The sequence below is a fragment of the Micromonospora sp. ZG13 genome (assembly GCF_059359355.1).
On sequence record NZ_JCADBQ010000005.1, the window covers coordinates 1 to 16,294 of the forward strand.

The 16,294-nt window shown below is 73.9% G+C and carries 14 protein-coding genes; 2 read left to right on the forward strand and 12 right to left on the reverse strand.

Annotated elements, in window-relative coordinates; translation table 11 throughout:
• Nucleotides 1–339: 339 nt before the first annotated feature.
• A complete protein-coding gene (locus AC5L34_RS12780) occupies nt 340–696 on the reverse strand; it encodes a VOC family protein (protein WP_441174680.1) in 357 nt (118 codons plus the stop codon).
• Between the two features lie 161 nt (nt 697–857).
• On the opposite strand from AC5L34_RS12780, the gene AC5L34_RS12785 reads away from it, so the two are divergent.
• On the forward strand, nt 858–3,713 hold the full coding sequence (locus tag AC5L34_RS12785) for an aconitate hydratase (RefSeq protein ID WP_494825026.1): 2,856 nt from the start codon (nt 858–860) through the stop codon (nt 3,711–3,713).
• Nucleotides 3,714–3,997: 284 nt separating this feature from the next.
• Here AC5L34_RS12785 and AC5L34_RS12790 read toward each other — a convergent pair whose 3' ends face one another.
• The 8 genes from AC5L34_RS12790 to AC5L34_RS12825 form a co-directional block, all read right to left on the reverse strand.
• Nucleotides 3,998–4,609, reverse strand: coding sequence for a GTP-binding protein (locus AC5L34_RS12790; RefSeq protein ID WP_358090356.1), 612 nt, complete (start codon nt 4,607–4,609; stop codon nt 3,998–4,000).
• Nucleotides 4,590–4,976, reverse strand: a complete 387-nt coding sequence (locus AC5L34_RS12795) for a DUF742 domain-containing protein (RefSeq protein WP_363902771.1) — start codon at nt 4,974–4,976, stop codon at nt 4,590–4,592. The genes AC5L34_RS12790 and AC5L34_RS12795 overlap by 20 nt, the downstream gene beginning before the upstream one ends.
• 5 nt (nt 4,977–4,981) lie before the next feature.
• Complete coding sequence (locus AC5L34_RS12800) at nt 4,982–5,404, reverse strand: roadblock/LC7 domain-containing protein (protein ID WP_088999398.1); 423 nt, start codon at nt 5,402–5,404, stop codon at nt 4,982–4,984.
• Nucleotides 5,405–5,495: 91 nt separating this feature from the next.
• On the reverse strand, nt 5,496–8,051 hold the full coding sequence (locus AC5L34_RS12805) for a nitrate- and nitrite sensing domain-containing protein (RefSeq protein ID WP_441174682.1): 2,556 nt from the start codon (nt 8,049–8,051) through the stop codon (nt 5,496–5,498).
• Between the two features lie 190 nt (nt 8,052–8,241).
• Nucleotides 8,242–9,810 carry a prenyltransferase/squalene oxidase repeat-containing protein gene (locus tag AC5L34_RS12810; RefSeq protein ID WP_494825029.1) on the reverse strand — a complete coding sequence of 523 codons (1,569 nt, stop codon included), beginning with the start codon at nt 9,808–9,810 and terminating at the stop codon, nt 8,242–8,244.
• Nucleotides 9,807–10,724, reverse strand: a complete 918-nt coding sequence (locus tag AC5L34_RS12815; protein WP_441174684.1) for a terpene synthase family protein — start codon at nt 10,722–10,724, stop codon at nt 9,807–9,809. The genes AC5L34_RS12810 and AC5L34_RS12815 overlap by 4 nt, the downstream gene beginning before the upstream one ends.
• Nucleotides 10,721–12,061 (reverse strand): cytochrome P450, encoded by a 1,341-nt coding sequence (locus AC5L34_RS12820; protein WP_441175127.1) that lies wholly within the window; start codon nt 12,059–12,061, stop codon nt 10,721–10,723. The genes AC5L34_RS12815 and AC5L34_RS12820 overlap by 4 nt, the downstream gene beginning before the upstream one ends.
• Before the next feature lie 229 nt (nt 12,062–12,290).
• Nucleotides 12,291–13,208, reverse strand: a complete 918-nt coding sequence (locus AC5L34_RS12825; RefSeq protein WP_494825031.1) for a GNAT family N-acetyltransferase — start codon at nt 13,206–13,208, stop codon at nt 12,291–12,293.
• A gap of 79 nt (nt 13,209–13,287) precedes the next feature.
• Between AC5L34_RS12825 and AC5L34_RS12830 the strand changes: the two genes are divergently transcribed.
• A complete protein-coding gene (locus tag AC5L34_RS12830; protein WP_101411608.1) occupies nt 13,288–13,536 on the forward strand; it encodes a DUF2630 family protein in 249 nt (82 codons plus the stop codon).
• 43 nt (nt 13,537–13,579) lie between these two features.
• Here AC5L34_RS12830 and AC5L34_RS12835 read toward each other — a convergent pair whose 3' ends face one another.
• From AC5L34_RS12835 to AC5L34_RS12845, 3 genes are all read right to left on the reverse strand, one after another.
• Entirely contained in the window at nt 13,580–14,515 is a 936-nt protein-coding gene (locus AC5L34_RS12835; protein ID WP_357721418.1) for a serine protein kinase RIO, read from the reverse strand.
• A gap of 173 nt (nt 14,516–14,688) precedes the next feature.
• On the reverse strand, nt 14,689–15,333 hold the full coding sequence (locus AC5L34_RS12840) for an HAD family hydrolase (RefSeq protein WP_088999391.1): 645 nt from the start codon (nt 15,331–15,333) through the stop codon (nt 14,689–14,691).
• A gap of 62 nt (nt 15,334–15,395) precedes the next feature.
• Nucleotides 15,396–16,262 (reverse strand): carbon-nitrogen hydrolase family protein, encoded by an 867-nt coding sequence (locus tag AC5L34_RS12845; protein ID WP_494825351.1) that lies wholly within the window; start codon nt 16,260–16,262, stop codon nt 15,396–15,398.
• Nucleotides 16,263–16,294 lie beyond the last annotated feature (32 nt).

A 16,294-nucleotide genomic window follows, 5' to 3' on the forward strand; every position in this document is an offset into this window, starting at 1 on the left:
ACCGCATGAGCGTCGACAACCTCGCCGACTGGATCGCCACCCGCGGCTACACCGCCTGACCAGCAGCCCCGCACCACCCAACGACGACAAGGGCCGACCCCCACCCGGGGGCCGGCCCTTTCGTCATACCGTTGTCGGGCGTCGAGCTAGCCGGAGGCGCCACGCCGCCGAGCCGGGACGTTGCGCCGAGCCCGGGGACCAGCCCTCTCGCCATGCCGCTGAGCCGGGCGTGAGGCGCGGGGGCGACTCAGCCGGCCGAGCCCAGCAGCCCGGGCGGGGCGGGCGCGAACAGCGATTGCGGCCGTAGCGGCCAGAGCGCGCCTCGGGGGCAGTGGCGGGTCAGTCGATCGGGGCGAGGAACTCCAGTCGGTTGCCGTGCGCGTCCTGGGAGTGGAAGCGGCGCATGCCCGGCAGCTCGTCGTCGCCCCAGGTGACCGGGTATCCGGCGGCGGCCAGCCGGGCGGCGAGCGTGTCCAGGTCCGGCCTGAGCAGACCGGGATGGGCCTTGCGGGCGGGGCGGAAGTCGTCCTCCACGCCCAGGTGCAGCTCCGCGCCGTGACCGGTGAACCAGCAGCCGCCACGGGCCGCGAGCGCGGGTGGCTTGGGCTTCTCGGTCATCCCGAGCACGCCGACGTAGAAGGCCCGCGACGCCTCCTCGGAGCCGCGTGGGCAGGCGAGCTGGACGTGATGGATCATGGTGGCACCTCCTCGTCCCGAACGATGGCACGAGGTTGCGAAGTTAGCAAGACGGACGTACGGTTTTGTTGACGACGGAGAATCGGCGGTAAGTGTCCCCTAACCACGGCGGCACCCCGACCGGTGCGACAGACTGCTCAGGACTACTCACGGTCGCTGGTGTGAAGGAGTACGACGTGGCGAGCCTCGACACCTTCGGTGCGAAGACCCAGCTACGCGTCGGAGACGCGAGCTACGAGATTTTCAAGATCAGCAAGGTGGAGGGCCACGAACGGCTCCCCTACAGCCTGAAGATCCTCCTGGAGAACCTGCTGCGGACCGAGGACGGCGCGAACATCACCGCCGACCACATCCGGCAGCTCGGGGCCTGGGAATCCGACGCCGACCCGAGCGTCGAGATCCAGTTCACCCCGGCGCGGGTGCTCATGCAGGACTTCACCGGCGTGCCCTGCGTGGTGGACCTGGCCACCATGCGCGAGGCCGTCCGCGAGCTGGGCGGCGACGCCACCAAGGTGAACCCGCTCGCCCCGGCCGAGCTGGTCATCGACCACTCCGTCATCGCCGACCTGTTCGGTCGCGAGGACGCCTTCGAGCGCAACGTCGAGCTGGAGTACGAGCGCAACAAGGAGCGCTACCAGTTCCTGCGCTGGGGCCAGACCGCGTTCAACGAGTTCAAGGTCGTCCCGCCGGGCACCGGCATCGTGCACCAGGTCAACATCGAGTACCTGGCCCGTACGATCATGGAGCGCAACGGCCAGGCGTACCCGGACACCGTGGTCGGCACCGACTCGCACACCACGATGGTCAACGGCCTGGGCGTGCTCGGCTGGGGCGTCGGCGGCATCGAGGCCGAGGCCGCGATGCTCGGCCAGCCGGTCAGCATGCTGATCCCGCGCGTGGTGGGCTTCAAGCTCTCCGGCGAGATGCCGGCCGGCACCACCGCCACCGACCTGGTGCTCACCATCACCGAGATGCTGCGCAAGCACGGCGTGGTCGGCAAGTTCGTCGAGTTCTACGGCCCCGGCGTGAGCGCCGTGCCGCTGGCCAACCGCGCCACCATCGGCAACATGTCCCCGGAGTACGGCTCGACCGTCGCGATCTTCCCGATCGACGCCGAGACCGTCCGCTACCTGGAGCTGACCGGCCGCGACGCCGCGCAGGTCGCGCTCGTCGAGGCGTACGCCAAGGAGCAGGGCCTCTGGCACGACCCGGAGGCCGAGCCGGAGTACTCGGAGCGCCTGGAGCTCGACCTGGGCACGATCGAGCCGTCCCTGGCCGGCCCGAAGCGCCCGCAGGACCGGGTCCCGCTGGGCAACGCCAAGACGCTGTTCCGTTCGGCGCTGACCGACTACGTGGCCGCCGACGAGACCGGCGGCGACCGTGGCCGCAAGTCGGGCGTACCGCAGCAGGAGAAGCCGTTCGGCGTGGAGGGCCACGCCGACGAGGCGAGCGCCGAGTCCTTCCCGGCCAGCGACTCCCCGGCCAACGGGGTCAGCGACCCGGCCGACGCGCCGCGCGACCTAAAGACGGCGGCCGTCGGCTCCGGCGGGCGGGCCAGCAACCCGACCCGGGTCACCGGCGCCGACGGCGTCGAGTACGAGCTGGACCACGGCGCCGTGGTGATCGCGGCGATCACCTCCTGCACCAACACCTCCAACCCGCAGGTGATGATCGGCGCGGCCCTGCTGGCCCGCAACGCCGTCGACAAGGGCCTGAACCGCAAGCCGTGGGTGAAGACCACCCTGGCCCCGGGCTCCAAGGTCGTCATGGACTACTACGAGCGGGCCGGCCTCACGCCCTACCTGGAGAAGCTCGGCTTCCACCTGGTCGGCTACGGCTGCACCACCTGCATCGGCAACTCCGGCCCGCTGCCGGAGGAGGTCTCCGCCGCGGTCAACGAGGCCGACCTGGCCGTCGTCTCCGTGCTCTCCGGCAACCGGAACTTCGAGGGCCGGATCAACCCGGACGTCAAGATGAACTACCTGGCGTCCCCGCCGCTGGTGGTCGCGTACGCGCTGGCCGGCACGATGGACATCGACCTGGCCAACGAGCCGATCGGCGAGGACAGCGAAGGCAACCCGGTGTTCCTGCGGGACATCTGGCCCAACAGCGCCGAGATCCAGGACGTCATCGCCTCGGCGATCGGCGCCACCGGCTTCAGCGCCGCGTACGAGGACGTCTTCGCCGGTGACGAGCGCTGGCAGTCGCTGCCCACCCCGACCGGCGACACGTTCGCCTGGGCGGACGAGTCGACCTACGTCCGCAAGCCCCCGTACTTCGAGGGCATGGAACGCGAGCCGAAGGCGGTCGTCGACATCACCGGCGCCCGGGTGCTGGCCAAGCTGGGCGACTCGGTGACCACCGACCACATCTCGCCGGCCGGTTCCATCAAGGCCGACTCGCCCGCCGGCACGTACCTCGCCGAGCACGGCGTGCCGCGCCACGAGTTCAACTCGTACGGCTCGCGCCGGGGCAACCACGAGGTGATGATCCGGGGCACCTTCGCCAACATCCGGCTGCGCAACCAGCTGGTCCCGGGCGTCGAGGGCGGCTTCACGGTCAACCACCTGACCGGCGAGCAGACCTCGATCTACGACGCCTCCGTGGCCTACCAGGAGGCCGGCATCCCGCTGGTCGTGCTGGCCGGCAAGGAGTACGGTTCCGGCTCGTCGCGCGACTGGGCGGCCAAGGGCACCATGCTGCTCGGCGTCCGGGCGGTCGTCGCCGAGTCGTACGAGCGGATCCACCGCTCGAACCTGATCGGCATGGGCGTGCTCCCGCTGCAGTTCCCGGCCGGCGAGACCGCCGAGTCGCTCGGCCTCACCGGCACGGAGACGTTCTCCATCACCGGGGTCACCGCGCTGAACGACGGCGAGACCCCGCGTACGGTCAAGGTCAGCACCGACACCGGCGTCGAGTTCGACGCGGTGGTCCGGATCGACACCCCGGGCGAGGCGGACTACTACCGGCACGGCGGCATCCTGCAGTACGTGCTGCGTCGCATGATCGCCAACTGACGACACGGACGAGGGGCCCCCTGCCACGACGGCAGGGGGCCCCTCGCGTGTCCGCTCAGATGCGGCCGGTGCCGGCGCGCTGGCACCGGTGCACGCCCGGAGATCTTGGTACGGAAGTGCCCCCGGAGGGGCCATTCCCTACCAAGATCTCATCCGGGAGCGCGGCGCAGCAGGCAGCAACGCGCCAGAAGACGCGACGCAGCGGGCACGGAACAGCGACGCGGGGCAGCCGCAACGGCGGCCACCCCGCAACAGCGGCTGCGGTGGTGGTGGCGGTGGTCCGGTTACTCGGTTGCGGCGGCGCGGCGGCGGGCCTCGCGGGTCTTCATGGCGTGCTCCATCAGCGTGATGAGCACCTCCTTGCTGGACTCCCGCTGCCGCGCGTCGCAGAGCAGCACCGGCACCCCCGGATCGAGGTTGAGCGCCGCCTGCACCTCGTCGAGCCGGTACTGCCGGGCCCCCTCGAAGCAGTTGACCGCCACCACGAACGGCGTGCCCCGGCCCTCGAAGTAGTCGATCGAGGGGAAGCAGTCGGCCAGCCGCCGGGTGTCGGCCAGCACCACCGCGCCGAGCGCGCCGAGCGCCAGTTCGTCCCAGACGAACCAGAACCGGTCCTGGCCGGGGGTGCCGAAGAGATAGAGCACCAGGTCGTCGCTGATGGTGATGCGGCCGAAGTCCATGGCGACGGTGGTGGTCGTCTTGCTCTCCACCCCGGAGAGGTCGTCGATGCCGACGCCGGACTCGGTCAACACCTCCTCCGTACGCAGCGGGCGCGTCTCGCTGACCGCGCCGACCATGGTGGTCTTGCCGACGCCGAAGCCGCCCGCGACGAGGATCTTGATTGCGGTGGGCAGTGGCGTCGCTCCCGCCGGCCGCTCAGAGTGCCCGTAGTCCATTGATTACCGCCTCGAAAACGCTGTTGTCGGGAAGGCCGGCCGTGGTGTGCGGTTCGCGTACCTGCACCAGGCTGCGGGCCGCCAGGTCACCGAGCAGGACCCGGATGGTGCCCACCGGCAGGTCAAGGTGGGCGGCGATCTCGGCGACGGACTGGATCCGCTGGCAGAGCCCGACTATCGCCAGGTGCTCCGGGCCCAGCCCGACCTCCGGGGTCACGTCCGCGCGGGTCGCCGTCACCAGGGAGATCAGGTCGAACGTGCCGGTGACCGGCCGGGCCCGGCCACGTGTCACCGCGTACGGGCGCACGACCGGGCCGGCATGGTCATCGACCCACTGGTGCTCCGAGGACTCCCCCTGCACCGTCATCGCGGCTACTTCTCACCGGTCTGCTGCTCGCCGGTCCGCGTCGGCGACGCCACGTACTTGCCGACGCGGGTGACCAGCATCGCCATCTCGTAGGCGATCAGGCCGACGTCGGCGTCCTCGCTGGCGAGGACGGCGAGGCAGGCGTTGCGCCCCGCCGCTGTGACGAACAGGAACGACGACTGCATCTCGATGATGGTCTGCTGCACCTGGCCGCCGCCGAAGCGCTTGCCCGCGCCCCGGGCCAGGCTCTGGATGCCGGCCGCCATGGCCGCCAGGTGCTCGGCGTCGTCCCGGCTGAGCCCTCGCGAGGCGGCCATCAACAGGCCGTCCGTCGAGAGCGCGACCGCGTGGTCGGCCTGCTTCACCCGGCCGACCAGATCATCCAGCAACCACGTCAGGTCGGCACTCGAAGCCGTCTTCTGCGCCACTCGTCGTCCTCTTCTCCCCCGGCAGTTGTCGCCGTGCTCGTCTCGGCTGACCGTCACGGCGCGGAGGTCCCCCGCGCCGTCGCGGCGCCGGTCAGGTCGCTTGCAGGTCGTCGCCGGCGTCGGGTTCCCCGCCGGCCTCGGTACGGCTGTCGCCCGCTCCACCGAGCAGCCGGGCGGCGTCCGTACGGCCGCGCCGGGTGCCGGTCTGGTAGGAGCTCATCATCCGGCGTACCTGCTCCGGCGGGCGCGCCGTTTCGTCGTCGGTGTCGTCGTCCCCGCCGGCGGCCGGATCGTCACGAAGCTCCGGCACGATGCTGGCCTGGCGCACCCGCACCGGCAGCCCCGAGTCGGTGCGCGCGGTCACCTGGCGGGCCGTCGGCGCCGGGCCGCCGGTCGCGGTGGACCCGGTGTCCGCCTCCGGCGCGTCCGGCGTTCCGGGCGCCTCGGGCGGCGCGGGCCGGGCGGCGGCCACCGGCAGGCCGGTCGGGAAGGTCGGGCCGTCGAGGGCGTACTGCTCGGAGCCGGCACGCGGCCGGACGGGCAGCCGCGCGTCGAGGGCCGGGGCGGCCGTCGACAGGCTCCGGCCGCGCGACCGGGTCGGCAGGCCGCCCGTGTCGGCGTCCCCCTCGGCGGGTGCGTCGGTGTCCGGAGCCGGCCGCGTACGGGGCGCGAGCGGCTCGGCGAGCGCCACCGGCACCGCGGCGAGCGGCGGCTCGGCGGTGGGCGGCACCTGGCCGGGCGTGCCGGGTGCCCGGGTAGCGGCGGGCAGACCGGCCGGGAAGCCGCCGGAGGTGCTCGGGTCCTCGTCGTCGGCGGTGACCAGCTCGGCCGGGATCAGCACGACGGCCGTGGTGCCGCCGTACGCGGACTCCTTGAGCTGCACCCGCACGCCGTGCCGCTCGGTCAGCCGACTGACCACGTAGAGCCCGAGGCGGGAGGCGTTGGCCAGGTTCAGCTCGGACTGGTCGACGATCCGGTGGTTCGCGGCGGCCAGGTCCTCCTCGCTCATGCCCAGGCCACGGTCCTCGATCTCGATGGCGAAGCCGTTGGCCACCATCTGCCCGCGCACCTCGACGGAGGTGTGCGGCGGCGAGAACGACAGGCCGTTCTCGATCAGCTCGGCGAGCAGGTGGATGACGTCGCCGACCGCGCGCCCGGTGAGCGAGACGGCGCCGAGCGGCAGCACGTTGACCCGGGTGTAGTCCTCCACCTCGGCGACCGCGCCGCGCACGACGTCGACCATCGGCACGTTACGCCGCCAGGCGCGGCCCGGGGTGGAGCCGGAGAGCACGATGAGGTTCTCGGCGTTGCGCCGCATCCGGGTGGCCAGGTGGTCGACCCGGAACAGGTCTTCCAGCTCCTCGGCGTCGTGCTCGCGGCGCTCCATCGCGTCGAGCAGGGTGAGCTGGCGGTGCACCAGCGCCTGCGTGCGCCGGGCCAGGCTGAGGAAGACCTCGCGGACGTTGCGGCGCAGCTCGGCCTGCTCGACGGCGGTGCGGATCGCGGTCTCCTGCACGGCGTTGAACGCCTTGCCGACCTGGCCGATCTCGTCGTCGCCGAACTCCAGCGGCGGCGCCTCCTTGGCGACGTCGACCTCCTCGCCGTGGCCGAGCCGCTCGACCACGCCGGGCAGCCGCTCGTTGGCGAGCCGGAAGGCGGCGTCGCGCAGCCGCTCCAGCTGCTGCACGAGGGCCCGGGCGGTGGTGATCGACACGACGATCGAGGCGATGACGGCGAGCAGGCCCAGACCGGCGGCCAGCACCAGCCGCAGGACGACACCGACGGCGATGGGCGCGGCCCGCTCCACGAGCGCGTCACCGGCCTCGATGATGAAGCGCTGCTGCTCCTCGACCACCACGTCGGCCGCCGCGCGCCACTCGGTCGCCGACACCGGTGGCGCGCCGCCCGCGCGTCCCTGCACGACGACCCGGTCCTCCAGGGCCCGGAACGTGGTGTACGCCTCGCCGCTGAGCAGCGCCTCGTAGCGGGTCCGGTCGGCGCTCGACAGGTCGGTGCGGACCTGGCTGTCGAGGTAGCGCTGGGCGCCGGTGGCGCGGGCGAACGCGGCGGTCTCCTCGGGCGTCATCCGGCCGGCGGCCAGGGCGCCGGTGACGAGGGCGTCCTCCTGGGACATGAGTTCACGGATCCGGACGAGGTCGATCAGCGCCGCGGTCTCCTGCGTGAACCGTTCGTCGTCCAGGTTGCCCAGCGACCCGTACATCCGCAGCACCGAGTCGATGAGCTCGGTGTAGGCGCGGGTGGCGGTGGCGCGGTCGACCTGCCGGTCGCGGATGGACTCGCGTACGCCGCCGAGCCGGTCGAGCCCGCTGACGACCGCGTCGATCTGCCGTTGGCTCTCGTCGGCCGCCAGGTCCACCCGCCAGCTGCTGACCGACTTGCGGAAGTCGTCGGCGACGCCCTCGGTGCGCCGCCACTGCGCGTCGAGCTGTTCCCGCTCGGCCGCGCCGGAGCCCCCCAGGTACGCCGCGGACGCGCGACGCTCGGCCTGCAACTCCAGCACCAGCGGCTCACCCGGCTGGGCGACCTGCGCGTCGAGCACCTGCACCCAGAGGAGACTGACGCCTTCCCGGAGGGTCACCCACGCGGCGAACGCCCACAGCGCAACGAGTGAGGCCAGTAGAGCCACGACTTTCCGGCGCAGATTGGAGCTGCGGGAACCCATTGAAAACCATCCCTGGCGGGGAGTCTGATTCATCCGATCGGCGGCTTCCGCATGGCGCTTCGACCGACCCGGCGCACGGTAGCAGTGTCACGACGATCACTCAAGCAGTCCTGATCATGACCGGTGCGTCATGGCGGGCACCCGATCGCCGCGCTCACCGTCCCGCGTGGCCGGTCAGCCGGGCCAGGTGCCGCGCCGCGAGCACGGCGGCCCGCACGATCAGCACCGGGTGGTAGAGATCCTTGTCATGCCACAGTGGAACGTCGACGGTGCCCTCGCCGTGGTCGTCGAGGTAGGCGAGCGCCCGGCGCACGACGCGGGCCAGGCCCGGCCGGGGCGCGCGCCCGGAGCCGAGCAGCACCTGGAGGGCGTACGCGGTCTCCTCCGGCGTGCCGGCCCACAGTCCCCACGAGCCGTCGTCGCGCTGGGTGTCGCGCACCCAGTCGACCGCCCGGTCGAGCCGCTCGCCGACGGTGTCGGGCGCGTACTCGGCGAGGCTGGCCGCGACGCTGGCCGTCGCGTAGTACGGGGAGGCGTGCCAGCGGTCCGTCCAGCTGCCGTCGGCGTGCTGGCCGTCGACCAGCCAGCCGGCCACCCGCCGCACGACGTCGGCGTACGGGCGACCCGGCCGGTGCCGGGCGTGCCAGCCCAGCGCCTCCAGGACGTGGGCGTTCGTGGTGACCGAGGCGCCGTCCTCGCCCTGCCAGGTGCAGAAGTGCGCCCCCGTGTCGTACGCCAGGAGGCTGTCAGGCGAGACCGGGCGCCCGAGGCGGGCCAGCGCGAAGAGGGTGACGGCGGTGGTGTCGGCGTCGGTCGGCAAGCCGGGCGAGGTGGCCGCGCCCGTCGGTCCGAGCGCGGCGGCCAGCCCGCCGGTCAGCTCGGCGGGGACGCCCGTCGCCGCGCCGACCCGGGCCAGCCCGCTGAGCACCCAGGCGCGCTCGAACACGGCGATGGGCGTCGTGCACGGCACGGGCCCGCCGCCGCGCGCGACGGCGCCGGTCAGGTAGGCCAGCGCGGCGGGGTCCGCACCCGGACGGGTGGGATCGCCCAGCCAGGCCGCGGTGGCGGCGGGCGAGGCGCCGACGGCACCGGAGACGGGCCGGGCCGGCAGGCACACCCGCGCCCGCGCGTCCAGCACCTCGAAGGCGTGCCACAGCTTCTGCGGCACGGGCCCGCCGGTGGCGAGGAGCCGCCCGACCGCCTCGGCCCGGTGCCGGGTCATGCCGTACGGCATCGGCAGCGCGGGCGCCGCCGGCCGGCTCCGACCGACCGCGCCGCCGTCGAGGAGCGCGTCGATCCGGTCGATCAGGGCGGGCACGATCAGGTCGACGCCCGGCATGTCCGGCACGGGCTCGACGGCCACCAGCAGGCGGTCCCGCAGCGCCGCCACTCCCCGGTCCACGGCCGGTGCGAGCCGGTGCGCCTCCCGACTGTCGGTACGCCGGGCGCTCAGCAGCGCCTCCACCGCGCTGAGGGTCGGCACCAGGCCGTACGCGCCGGGCGCTCCCCATCCGCCGTCGGCGCGCTGAGCGGCCAGCAGGTACCGCAGCCGCTCGGCGTGCCCCGGCAGCCAGGGCGCGTCGCCGACCAGCCGGCCGGTCTCGTAGATCGAGGGCGAGACCGTGCCGGCGGGGGCGGCCAGCATCGCCGCCACCAGTTCACGGCCGGCGGCGGCGAGCCCGGCGCCGCCGACGTCGGGTGCGGCGACGGGCGCCGCCGTCACGACATCCCCCAGAAGTCGGCCAGTTGGTAGAAGCCGCTGCTGAAGCCGACCTGCCGGGCCAGGTAGTCCGCCTCGCGCGGGCAGGTCGTGCGGAGCGGGACCAGCATCCGGCGGCAGCTGTCCACCAGCGCGGCGAGCCGCTGCTCCACCTCGGCGCGGTCCTCGACCAGCAGCAGCGCGTTCAGGTCGCCCCAGCGCAGGTCGCGCTCGTAGGTGCCGAGGTCGTTGACGAGGCGCAGGGCGCGCTGCACCTGGTCGCTGACCGCGACCAGCTCGTCCAGCCGGGCGAGGGTGGCCTCGTCGCCGGTGTAGAGCCAGTGCGCGACGTTGACGATCGTGCAGGCGTGGTTGTCGGCGTTGTCGAGGTAGGCGTCGAGGCTCGGCAGGGACGCCCGGTCCCCGGGCCGCCAGGCCGCCTTCCACTCCCACTCGCGGGCCATCGCCCGCACCGTCGCGTCCACCCGGTCGCGCCACAGCGGACGGTACGCGGCGAAGGCGGGGACCGTCGCCAGCTCCTCCTGGAGTGCCGCCAGGTAGGTGCCGAGATGGTCGTCGGGGGCGGGCGGCTCGCCGGCGGCCACCGCGCGGCAGCGCGCGACGAGCCCGTCGACCTCGTCGCGGGTACGCGCCCGGTGGTCGATCAGCCAGTCGAGGGCGAAGCCCCACAGCACGGTGCGGTTCGCGGCGCGCAGCTGCTCGGCCGTGCACCACGGGGCACCGAAGGCGATGGCCAGCGAGATGTTGGCGAACAGCATGGTGTCGAACGGTTCGGCGGGGAACAGTTCGGGGCGGGCCGCGGCCGACGCCTGGAGGTCGCGTTGGCCGCGTACCGCCAGGCCGCAGATGCGGCCCTGCTCCTGGGCGTCGCGCAGCTCGTCGCGCCCGTCGGGCGTCGCCGTCGGCAGCGCGGTCATGCCGGCCTCCGCTCGCGGACCGGGCTCAGCGCCATGACCACCGGCCGGCCCGGCCGCAGGGCCGCCGCCAACTGCTTGGGCGGCATGCCGGGCTCCCGCAGCCGGAAGCGGTAGCGGCTGAGCATGGTGGCCACCACCAGCGGGGCCTCCAGATTGAACAGGTACATGCCGAGGCACTGGTGCGGGCCGCCGCCGAACGGGAAGTACGCGTACCGGTGGCCGCGGCGCGACTGGTCGCCGCGGAAGCGCTCGGGGTCGAAGACGTCCGGACGGTCCCAGAAGCGGGCGAGCCGCTGGGTGATGTAGGAGCTGACGACGACGATGCTGCCCGCCTTGATCCTGGTGCCACCGATGACGTCGTCGGCGAGGGCGGTGCGCGGCAGCAGCCAGCCCGCCGGGTACATCCGCAGCAGCTCGTCCACCACGGCCCGGGTGTAGGTGAGCGCCCGCAGCTGCTCCCGGCTGATCGTCCGGTCGGTCCCCACCACCTCGTCCAGCTCGGCGTAGAGCCGTTCGGCGATCTCGGGGTGGGCGTCCAGGATCGGCCACAGCCAGGTCAGCACGGCGTACGTGGTCTCGGTCGCCGTGGCGAAGGACGCCACCACGTCGTCGCGGACCTGCCGCTCGTCGAGGGGGCGGCCCTGCTCGTCGCGGGCGCGTGCCAGGGCGGCCAGCAGGTCGTCGCCGTCGCGCGGGTTGGCCATCTCCGCGCGTACGAGCGGCAGCATGATGTCGTCGACGACGCCGATCGCGCGGCTCAGGGCGCGGTCGCCCGGCACCGGCACCGCGTCGGGCACGAACGGCAGGAGCAGCCGGGCGCGCAGCGCCGTCACGATCGTGCCCTGGGCGGCGACGATCCGCAGCTGGTCGGCGAGGCTCACCCGGTCGGCGAAGAAGACGCTGCTGATCGCCCGGCAGATGACCCGTCCCAGCTCGGTGCCGGCGTCGAACCACCGGCCGGTGCGCGCCGGCTCGTCGAACTCGTCGACGGCGTCGCTGACGGCGCGGCTCATGGTGTCCACGAGGGAGTCGATGCGCTTGGCGGTGAAGTGCGGCTGCATGCGCGCGCGGCTGGCCTGCCACTGCGGCCCGTCGGACAGGATGCCCTCGCCGGTGAGCCGCCGCACCGGACGCCAGAGCATGCTGTTGCCGCCACGCGTGTAGTTGGCCTCGTTGTCGCGCAGGACGTGCTGCACGTGGGCCGGCTCGGTGACCAGGTACGGACGGATCGTCCCGAGGTTGAGCCGGACGATCTCGCCCTCGGCGGAGTCGGCCACCGCGACGAGCTGGCCCAGCGGGTCACGCAGCAGACCCGGGAGCATCCTCCACAGTGGTATCGAGCGGGCGGCCCGCCCTCGCGCGTCGTCGACGCTCCGCCCGGCCATGGCATCCCGCACCCGCGGCTCCTCCCCCTTGGTCACGCTCCGCTGTGACAGACCGTCACGCAGACGGCTGCCTTGCGTCACGATTCGGGAAGCATGCCACCACCCGCCGAGAATCCGCTAGCCGTCGAACGAGAATTTTGCTCATGGGAATGCTCGTCCATGAAGGATTTCGTGTCGGGCGTCACTCGTGGAGGGTGCGCAGGTGGCGCCACTCGGCGGCCATCGGGCGGTACCCGCACCAGGCGTTCACCGCCCGCATCGCGTCGTTGCCGGCGTCGTTCAGGGTGCACGCCCACCGCAGGCCCGCCGACCGGGCCGCCCGCAGCGACGCGTGCTTGACCAGCCGGGCGAGGCCCCGACCCCGCCACCCCGCCCGGGTGCCCGTCATGCCCGACAGGTAGCGGTCGCGCCCGTCGGTCAGCGCGACGGTGAACGCCACCACCACCCCGTGGGCCGTCGCCACCGTGCTGAGCGCCCGGTCCAGGTCCGGCCGGTCCCAGTACGCGGCCCGCCAGTCGCCGAAGCTGATCTCGTCCATCCCGACGTCGCCCGGCTCGTCGGCGGCGGCGGTCAGGTCCGCCTCGTACAGCGGACGGGGGTCGGGCAGGTCCGCCGCCGTGACCAGCCGCACCCCGGTCGGCGGGGCGGGCGCGGGCGGCAGCACCGCCGTCGCCAGGTCCAGCCCCAGGATCACGTTGCGCCGGCCGGACCGGTACCCGTGCCGCTCGGCGAAGGCGAGCGACGCCGGCTCGTCGACGACCCGGGCGTACGCCAGGCGCACGCCGAGTCCGACGAGGCGCTCCTCGGCGGCGGCGAGCAGGGCCGAGCCGACGCCCCGCCGACGCTCCTCGGGGTGCACGACCAGGTTGACGAAGCCGAGCCCAGGCTCCGCGCTCTCGTGCAGCAGCCCCGTACGGGCGACGCCGGCGATCCCGCCGCCCGCCTCGGCGACGAGCATCCCGAAGCGCTCCGCCGGCTTGCCGGTCGCCTGCCAGGCGAGCACCTGCGGCGTGACCACCAGATGGGGGCGGGCGGCGCGGAGCAGGGCGACGACCCCTGCCGCGTCGGTGGGGCCGGCGGCCCGGACGGTGGGGACCATGGCTGGGCAACCTACCGCAGCGGCGGGCACGGCGGTGGAACCCGGGCGCGCCCCGCACGGCCTGTGCCAGGCTCAGGGGATGGACGACAAGACCATCCTGAACCGCATCTCCGAGCTGGTCGACGAGGAGCACCGGTTGCGCGCCGACGCGCAGGCCGGCGAGTCGGGCACGGACGACGACGCCCGTACCCGGCTGCGCGAGTTGGAGGAGTCCCTCGACCAGTGCTGGGACCTGCTGCGGCGACGGCGAGCCGCCCGGCAGACCCACGGCGACCCCGACGCCCAGGGCCTGCGTCCCAAGCCGGCGGTCGAGCGCTACCTCCAGTGACCCGGTCCCGGGCGGCAGGTGCCGGCCGCCCGGGACGTCGCGGTCAGCGGATCCCCGCCTCCCGCAGCAGCAACGCGGTCAGCGCGGCCGGATCGGCGTCCGCCGCCGGCAGGCCGCGGGCCGCGAACCAGGTGGCGACCACCCGGACGTCGCGGGCCAGGAACTCCGGCCCCTGCGGGTTGGCCACCACGTCGACCACCTGCGGCAGGTCGATCAACACCAGCCGCCCCGCGTGCACCAGCAGGTTGTACGGCGACAGGTCACCGTGCGCGAGGCCGGCGCGGGCGAGCACCACGAGAGCGTCGACGAGCTGTCCCCACAGCTCGCGCAGCTCCCCCGCCTCCGGCCGCAGCTGGGCCAACCGGGGCGCGGCCAGCCCCTCGTCGTGGTCGCCGAGGAACTCCAGCATCAGCTCGGTGCCGCGCACCTGCACCGGGTAGGGGACGGAGATCGTCCCGTACCGGCTGCCGACCTCCCAGAGCCGGGCCAGCGCGGCGAACTCGGCCGCCGCCCACTGCCCGGCGATCATCTGCCGGCCGAAGGCGGTGCGCCCGGCCATCGCGCGGTTCTCCCGGGACCGGCGGACCCGGCGCCCCTCCAGGTAGCCGGCGTCGCGGTGGAAGAGCCGGTGCTGGGGGTCCCGGTACCGTTTGACGGCCAGCAGGCAGGACCGGTCGGTGTCAGGGACCGCCCGGCGGACCAGGTGGACGTCCGCCTCCTTGCCGGTCTTGAGCACCCCCAGCTCGGTGTCCCTGGCGGCCAGCTCGGTGACCAGCCAGTCGGGGTGGGGCTGCGGGCCCTGCACGGCGTCGTCCCAGGAGGACCAGCTGTCCCCCGTCTCGGGGTCCGGCTCGGCGTCCGGGTCGGCGGGGGCGGGACCGGCGGCCCGGCCCCGCTTCAGGAAGAGCTGCTCGTCGTCGTCGAAGCGGCGCTTGCCGCGGGTACGGCGCTCGCGCGCCGGAAGGTCGTGATCGCGCACTGCGGTGGTGTTCCCTTGCTCGAGGCTGATGGGGGCAGGTGGAAGTGACCTGCGAAGACGGCCATGACCGACCCCCTCTCCTCGACCGGGCGCGCCCGGTTGCACGATGCGCCGACCATGCTCACGCGCCGGCGCCACCCGGGTCAACCGATTTACGCCCGGCCCGCCGCCCGTCAGGCGGCGAGCACCGCCGCGACGGCGGCGATCACGCCGTCGGCGGTGCGGGTGGGGGCGAACCGGCTGTCGACCCAGCTCCGCCCCCGGTGCAGCCAGACGCTGGGCAGCCCCACGGCGGCGGCGCCCCCGATGTCCACCTCCGGGCCGTCGCCGACCACCCAGGCGCCGCGTAACGGCAGCCGCACCCGCCGGGCGGCCAGCGCGAAGATCCTCGGGTTGGGCTTGCTGACGCCGACCTCCTCGGAGATGACCCAGTCGGCGACGAAGCGGTCCAGTCCGGTACGCCGGATGACGGCCTCCTGCTGCCGTACCGCGCCGTTGCTGACCACCACGGGCGTCCATCCCGCCTCGTCGGCGATCCGCAGCGCGCAGGCCACCAGCGGATCGAGCCGGACGTCGGCCACCACGCAGTCGTGCAGTTCCTCGACCAGGTCGATGGACGGGATCCGCAGCCGGTAGCGGTCCCGTACGGCGTCGGCCACGTCCCACCGGTCGGTCAGCCCGTCGGCGTCGATGGACAGCAGCCAGTCGATGTCGGCCGGCGGCGCGCCGACACCGGCCAGGAAACGCTCCCCCCAGGCGCGGAACGGACCGGCCCGGTCGAGCAGCGTGTTGTCCAGGTCCAGCAGGAGCAGCGGCACTCGGGCACCCTACGGGACCGCCACCGCCCGCCGACAGTGCCGAGCCGGCTTCCGGCGACCCGTCAGGCCGGCAGGGCCGCCCGGGGCCCGCCCTGGTCGGGCAGGCGGTCGAGCAGCATGCAGTGGGCGGACCGGGTCGCCGCGAGGGGCTCCGGGGCCAGCGCGACGACCAGCACGGCCTCGCCGGTGTCCGCGCCCCGGGCCAACGGGCGGCCCTCCGGGTCGTAGACGGCGGCGCCACCGTTGAACCGCCACGGGTCGGCGCCGCCCACGAGGTTGGCGAACACCACGTACATCGTGTTGTCCAGCGCGCGGGCGGCGTAGTAGAGGTCGCGGCGGTGCTCGGAGCCGGCCAGGTAGCCGCTCGGGCAGAGGTAGCCGTGCGCCCCGTCGGCCGCGGCGGCCCGGCCGTGCTCGGGGAAGCAGCCGTCGTAGCAGATGCCGAGCCCGAGCCGCCAGTCGTCGACGAGCAGGGTCGCGCCCCGGTCACCGGCGACGAACAGCTCCCGCTCGCCGCTCCACAGTTGCTGCTTGTCGTACCCGACGCGGACGTCGCCGGCCCCGTCGACCAGCAGGGCGGAGATCGTCCGCCGGCCGTCCGGGTGCCGGACGGCGGCGCCGACCACCACGGCCGCGCCGCCGTCGCGGGCCGCCTCGCGCAGCGGGTCCAGCCGCGCGTCGTCGACCGTGGCCGCCGCATCGGCCGCGACGTCGGTGCCGGCGGGATCGGCCGCCAGCGTCGGCAGGTGGTACGCGGGCAGGAAGAGCTCCGGCAGCACGGTCACCCGGGCGCCGCGCTCCGTGGCGCGGCGGACCAGCCGGGCGGCGCTCGCCGCGTTGCCGACCACGTCGCCGGGTACGGGCTCGGCCTGCACGGCCGCGACGGTCAGCGGCGCGGCGGGGACCGCGACGGCGGTGGGGAGTGGCATCACGGGGCGATCCTAACCGGCGCGTGCCCTAC